Here is a 6,319-nt window from a genome sequence, read left to right as displayed (position 1 = left end):
GGATGCCGCCGACTGCCATCGCTCGGCGGCATCCGCTGCGCTCACGCAGCCGGGCTCATTCGCCGACGGTCGACAACTCGTTCGGCACGTGCGGCAGCTCGGTGCTCGCCGTGATCTCCCCGGACTCGAGGTCGACGACGTGCACCGTCGACGTCGCGGGGTCGGTGACGTAGGCGCGGTGTCCGTGCGTCTCGAGCGACGGACGCGCCTGCTGCCAGTCGATCGGCTCCGTCCACGCTGCGATCACCTCGATGCGCTTCGTCACCGTGCCCGTCGCCGGGTCGATGACGTGGATTGCCCCGTCGGTGCCGAGCACCAGCGCCTCGCCGTGCGGTCCGCGGGCGAGCGAGCGGAACGTGTAGCTCGTGCCGAGGTCGACGAGTCGAAGTGTCGCGGCGTCGGTGTCGATGAGGCTCACCCGTTGCGGGCGCTCGAGCTCGGCCTCGGCGTCGACCTTGTAGTCGCCGAGCACGATCGTCGACTCGGGGGAGCCGGCCTGGTTGCCGATGCGGCCGTAGATGTCGGGCGAGGCGACCTTCGTGAAGACGCCGTCGCGGTACAGCACCGCACCGTTCTCGCACCCGATCACGACGACCTCGTCGGCGGCGACGGTCTCGCCGTGCACGCCGGGGCACTCCTCTGTACGAGCGATCTCGGCGCCTGAGGAGTCGAACGCGACCGCGCCCGTTCGGACGTCGCTCGTGCCGATCGTCGTCAGCAGGCCGCCGCCTTCGAGTGCGACCGCGACGCCGTGGTGCGCGTCGGGGCTCTCGTACGTTGTCGCCTCGGGTTCGCCCCCGACGAGCGCGGCGGGGTCGAAGAGCTCGACGCGTCCGGTGCCGTCGGCGAAGAGCGCGGTCGTGCCGGCGTGCGTCGTGACGTGTCCGGGGTGCTCGGCCGCGAACTCGATGTCCGTGAGCTCGGGGACCTCGGCGTAGTAGTGCGCATGGTCGCCGTGCCGCTCGATCGTCACCCCGGTGTCGAGCACGCGGAACGCGTCATCCGTCGACACCACGACGTGGCGCGCGTCGCCGGCCGGATTCAGGCGCAGGAAACCGCCGAGCGGCACGTCGTCGACCTGCTCGAGCGAGTCGCCCTCGAGCAGGAGGAGTCCGCCGTCGTAGCTCACGACGACGCGTGGCGCGCTCACCTCCGTCGCGGTCGAGTGGTCGTCCGACGCGGCGGGGCCGCTCTCGTCGTCGGCGCCGGCCGAGCTCGAGCAGCCGGCGAGGGCCAGCGCGAGCACGGGGGCCGCGACGGCGGCGAATCGGAGGGTGGATCGTCTCTTGAGTGGGTTCACGCCGCCACCGTATCGTTAATGATAATCATTATCAAAACGGTTGCCGAGCGACCTCGGGACTGCATCGGCACGGACTCGACCGACGGCGAGCAGGTCTCAGTCGAACCCGAGGCTGAGCTTGCGCAGCAGGCCGGCGAGCCGCTTCTGCTCGGCGGCCGGGAGGCTGCGGAGCAGCTCGGCCTCGGCGTCGACGAGTCGCGTGATGGCGGCATCGACCCGCGTGAGCCCGGCCGCGGTCATCTCGACGAGGATGCCGCGACCGTCGTTCGGGTCGGTCTGCCGGTTCACCAGTCCGCGCTCGACGAGCCGGTCGATGCGGTTCGTCATCGTGCCGCTCGAGACGAGCGTCTGCTGCAGCAGTTGCTTGGGGGAGAGGCGGTACGGCGTGCCCGCGCGGCGCAGCGCCGAGAGCACGTCGAACTCCGACGACTCGAGCTCCGAACGGGCGAACGCCTGACGCCGCGCACGGTCGAGGTGCTTCGAGAGCCGCGCGACGCGCGAGAGCACCTGCAGCGGCGAGAAATCGAGGTCGGGGCGCTCGCGTTCCCAGTCGTCGACGATCCGGTCGACCTCGTCAGCATCGGTCATCCCGTCATTATCGCGTGACCGCACGGGGTGCCGCGGCAGAAGTCGCCGGATGCCTCGAGCGCCGGCGGGCTCATGGGCGAGCGCCCGCTCATGGCAGACTGGTTGTCGCGCGCGGCCGAGCGCCCGCGCGATCCGCCATAGTGTAACGGCAGCACGGCAGCCTTTGGAGCTGTTCGGTCCAGGTTCGAATCCTGGTGGCGGAGCCGGAACGTCCGCCCGATCGATCCCACAGACCGCACCGATAGGAATACGCGCGAATGACCGACCAGAACCTCGCCATCATCGTCCTCGCCGCGGGCCAGGGCACGCGCATGAAGTCCGCGGTGCCGAAGCTGCTCCACCCGCTCGCCGGCGCCCCGATCGTCGCGCACGTGCTCGCGACCGCGCGGGCGCTCGAGGCCGTGCACATCGTCGCGGTGGTGCGGCACGAGCGCGACCTCGTCGCCACGGTCGTCGAACGCGAGCTGCCGGGCACGATCATCGTCGATCAAGACGAGATCCCCGGCACGGGCCGCGCCGTCGAGCAGGCGCTCGCCGCGCTCCCGGCGGACTTCGACGGCGAGGTGCTCGTGCTGAACGGCGACGTGCCGCTCCTGAACGCCGACACGCTCGCCGCCTTCCTCGAGCAGCACCGGGCGGATGCCGCCGAGGCATCCGTGCTCTCGGCCGTCTACGACGACCCCTCCGGCTACGGGCGTGTCGTGCGCGACGCGGCGGGCCTCTTCGACCGCATCGTCGAGCAGAAGGACGCGACCGCCGACGAGCGCGCCATCGCCGAGATCAACGCGGGCATCTACGCGTTCGGTGCAGCGGCGCTGCGCGACCAGCTCGCGAACCTCACGACCGACAACGCCCAGGGCGAGAAGTACCTCACCGACGTGATCGGCCTGCTGCGCGCCGCCGGATCCGAGGTCGAGGCGGTTCCCGTCTCCGAGCCGTGGCTCGTCGCGGGCATCAACGACCGCGCGCAGCTCTCCGAGACGGCGGCGCGCCTGAACGCCCTCATCGTGCGCGGCTGGCAGCTGAACGGCGTCACGATCGAAGACCCGGCGACGACCTGGATCGACCTCGCCGTGCGCATCGAGCCCGACGTCACGATCCGTCCGGGCACGCAGCTCAAGGGCGCGACGCTCATCGCCACGGGCGCGCTCGTCGGCCCCGACACGACGCTCGTCGACTGCGAGATCGGCGAGAACGCCGAGGTGAAGCGCACCGACGCCACCCTCGCGGTCATCGCCGCCGGGGCCACCGTCGGGCCGTTCTCCTTCCTGCGACCCGGCACGGTGCTCGGCGCCGACGGCAAGATCGGCGCGTTCGTCGAGACGAAGAACGCGAACATCGGCGAGGGCAGCAAGGTGCCGCACCTCAGCTACATCGGCGACACGACGATCGGCGAGCACTCGAACGTCGGTGCCGGTTCGATCACCGCCAACTACGACGGTGTGAACAAGCACCGCACCGAGATCGGCTCGCACGTGCGCACCGGCTCGCACGGCGTCTTCGTCGCGCCCGTTAGGATTGGGGACGGCGTCTACACGGGCGCCGGCACGGTCGTCCGCAAGGACGTCCCCGCCGGAGCACTCGCCGTGAACGTGGCGCCGCAACGCAATATCGAGGGATGGGTCCAGACGCATCGAGCCGGTACTGCGGCTGCCGAGGCAGCCGCCGCCGCCGAGACGACGGGCCCCGCTGCCGACTGACGCACCGGCCGAGGCGGGTGGAGAGGACACACCGAGACATGTCGGGAATCGAGACCACCGGTTCGAAACGCCTCGTACTCGTGTCGGGGCGGGCGCACCCGTCGCTGGCCAATGAGATCGCAGCCGAGCTCGGCGCCGACCTCGTGCCGACCGATGCGCGCACCTTCGCCAACGGCGAGATCTACGCCCGCTACGACGAGAGCGTTCGCGGCTCCGACGCGTTCGTGATCCAGTCGCACACCTCGCCCATCAACGAGTGGCTCATGGAGCAGCTCATCATGATCGACGCGCTGAAGCGCGCGTCGGCCAAGCGCATCACCGTCGTGGCGCCGTTCTACCCGTATGCACGGCAAGACAAGAAGGGCCGTGGCCGCGAGCCGATCTCGGCGCGCCTCGTCGCCGACCTGTTCAAGGCCGCCGGCGCCGACCGCATCATGTCGATCGACCTGCACGCCGCGCAGATCCAGGGCTTCTTCGACGGCCCCGTCGACCACCTCTTCGCGATGCCCGTGCTGCTCGAGGAGTTCAAGAACTCCCTCGATCCCTCGACGCTCGCCGTCGTCTCGCCCGACATGGGCCGCGTGCGCGTCGCCGACATCTGGAGCGACAAGCTCGGCGCACCGCTCGCGATCATCCACAAGCGTCGCGACCCCCTCGTGCCGAACCAGGTCTCGGTGCACGAGATCGTCGGCGACGTGAACGGCCGCGTCTGCCTCCTCGTCGACGACCTCATCGACACGGGCCGCACGATCGTCAAGGCGGCCGAGGCGCTGAAGGCGAACGGCGCGATCGGCGTCGTCGTCGCCGCGACCCATGCCGTCTTCTCCGACCCGGCGACGCAGATCCTGCAGTCCGAGTTCATCGACCGCGTCGTCGTCACCGACACGCTGCCGATCCCCGAAGAGAAGCGCTGGGACCGCCTCACGGTGCTGCCGATCGCACCGCTCCTCGCCCGGGCCATCCACGAGGTCTTCGAAGACGGCTCGGTCACGAGCATGTTCGACGGCGCGGCATAGGCCGGACCATGGAGATCACGACACCTCGCCCCTGGCTCTCGAGCTACGCCGCGGGGGTGCCGACCGACCTCCCCGCCGAGACGGGTTCGCTCGCCGACCTCATCCGCACGTCGGTCGAGACCTACCCCGACAACGTCGCGCTCGAGTTCTTCGGTCGCACGACGAGCTACGCCGAGCTCGGCGAGCAGATCGAGCGCGCGGCCGAGGGCCTGCGACTCCTCGGCGTGCAGAAGGGCGACCCGGTCGCGCTCGTGCTGCCGAACTGCCCGCAGCACATCGTCGCGTTCTACGCAGTGCTGCGACTCGGGGCGATCGTGGTCGAGCACAACCCGCTCTACACCCCGCGCGAGCTCCGCCACCAGTTCGAAGACCACGGCGCACGCATCGTCATCGCCTGGAACAACGTCGTCGAGACCATCCAGGAGTTCCCGCCGGATGTCGCGGTGCGGACGATCATCTCGGTCGACGTGACCCGGGCCATGCCCTTCACGATGCGAGCGATGCTTCGCCTGCCGATCGCGAAGGCCCGCGAGTCGCGCGCGGCCCTCACGACGACGGTGCGCGGCACGACCCCGTGGGAGAAGATCGTCGGTGCCGAGCCGATCGATGCGCACATCATCGGCCCCGAGGTCTCCGACGTCGCCGTGATCCAGTACACGAGCGGCACGACCGGCAGCCCGAAGGGCGCGACGCTCACGCACGGCAACCTCGGCGCGAACGCGGCCCAGGCTCGTGCGTGGGTGCCCGAGATCGAACGCGGCACCTCGGTCGTCTACGCGGTGCTGCCGATGTTCCACGCCTACGGGCTCACCCTCTGCCTCACCTTCGCGATGAGCATGGGCGCCCGGCTCGTGCTGTTCCCGAAGTTCGATCCCGACCTCGTGCTGAAGGTCGTGAAGCGGCATCCACCGACCTTCCTGCCCGCCGTGCCGCCCATCTACGACCGGCTCACCAAGGCCGCGGTCGCCGCGGGCGTCTCGCTCGACGGCATCCGCATCGCGATCTCGGGCGCCATGCCGCTCTCCGCCGCCGTCGTCGAGCCATGGGAGGCCGAGACCGGCGGGTACCTCGTCGAGGGCTACGGTCTCTCGGAGTGCTCGCCCGTGCTCATGGCGAACCCGGTCGCACCCAACCGCAAGGCCGGCACGGTCGGCCTGCCGCTGCCCTCGACCGAGGTGCGCGTCGTCGACCCCGAATCGCCCGACGCCGACGTGGCGACGGGCGCAGAGGGCGAACTCATCGTGCGCGGCCCGCAGGTCTTCTCGGGGTACTGGCGCAAGCCCGAGGAGACCGAGGCCGTCTTCGTGCCCGCGACCGATGGCGGCGCCGACTGGTACCGCACCGGTGACATCGTCGCGATCGACGACGAGGGCTTCGTGCGCATCGTCGATCGCATCAAGGAGCTCATCATCACGGGCGGCTTCAACGTCGCACCGAGCGAGGTCGAAGAGGCGCTGCGCGCGCACCCCGACGTCGAGGAGGCCGCGGTCGTGGGCCTGCCCGACGAGCACTCGGGCGAGCAGGTCGTCGCCGTGGTCGTGCTGCGCGACGGCGCCGCCCTCGACGAGGCGGCGCTCCGCGACTTCGTGCGCGACGGGCTCACGCCCTACAAGGTCCCGAAGCGCGTCGTGCAGGCCGACGAGCTTCCGAAGTCCCTCATCGGCAAGGTGCTGCGCCGCCAGGTGCGCAACGACCTGCTGAACGGCTGAGCCGGG

The 6,319-nt window shown here is 70.4% G+C and carries 5 protein-coding genes and 1 tRNA gene; 4 read left to right on the top strand and 2 right to left on the bottom strand.

What is annotated here, in order from left to right; genetic code table 11:
- Positions 1-55: 55 nt before the first annotated feature.
- Together aztD and ACFTQE_RS14060 are read right to left on the bottom strand one after the other, a co-directional pair.
- A complete protein-coding gene (gene aztD / locus ACFTQE_RS14065) occupies positions 56-1,300 on the bottom strand; it encodes a zinc metallochaperone AztD (protein ID WP_376925657.1) in 1,245 nt (414 codons plus the stop codon).
- Between the two features lie 96 nt (positions 1,301-1,396).
- Positions 1,397-1,888: a MarR family winged helix-turn-helix transcriptional regulator gene (locus ACFTQE_RS14060; protein ID WP_375837547.1), complete on the bottom strand. Its 492-nt coding sequence runs from the start codon at positions 1,886-1,888 to the stop codon at positions 1,397-1,399.
- A 131-nt stretch (positions 1,889-2,019) separates the two neighbouring features.
- Between ACFTQE_RS14060 and ACFTQE_RS14055 the strand changes: the two genes are divergently transcribed.
- From ACFTQE_RS14055 to ACFTQE_RS14040, 4 genes are all read left to right on the top strand, one after another.
- Positions 2,020-2,091, top strand: a tRNA-Gln gene (locus tag ACFTQE_RS14055).
- Between the two features lie 54 nt (positions 2,092-2,145).
- On the top strand, positions 2,146-3,588 hold the full coding sequence (gene glmU / locus ACFTQE_RS14050; protein ID WP_376925656.1) for a bifunctional UDP-N-acetylglucosamine diphosphorylase/glucosamine-1-phosphate N-acetyltransferase GlmU: 1,443 nt from the start codon (positions 2,146-2,148) through the stop codon (positions 3,586-3,588).
- A 38-nt stretch (positions 3,589-3,626) separates the two neighbouring features.
- Positions 3,627-4,604, top strand: coding sequence for a ribose-phosphate diphosphokinase (locus ACFTQE_RS14045; protein WP_376925655.1), 978 nt, complete (start codon positions 3,627-3,629; stop codon positions 4,602-4,604).
- A gap of 8 nt (positions 4,605-4,612) precedes the next feature.
- The gene (locus tag ACFTQE_RS14040; RefSeq protein WP_376925654.1) at positions 4,613-6,313 is read left to right on the top strand and encodes a long-chain-fatty-acid--CoA ligase; all 1,701 of its coding nucleotides are present in this window, start codon (positions 4,613-4,615) and stop codon (positions 6,311-6,313) included.
- Positions 6,314-6,319 lie beyond the last annotated feature (6 nt).

It is taken from the genome of Agromyces sp. NPDC056965 (assembly GCF_042673425.1).
Lineage (GTDB): Bacteria > Actinomycetota > Actinomycetes > Actinomycetales > Microbacteriaceae > Agromyces.
The sequence above is the reverse complement of the archived record's forward strand: the minus strand, read 5'-3'. Positions and strand labels throughout refer to the sequence as shown.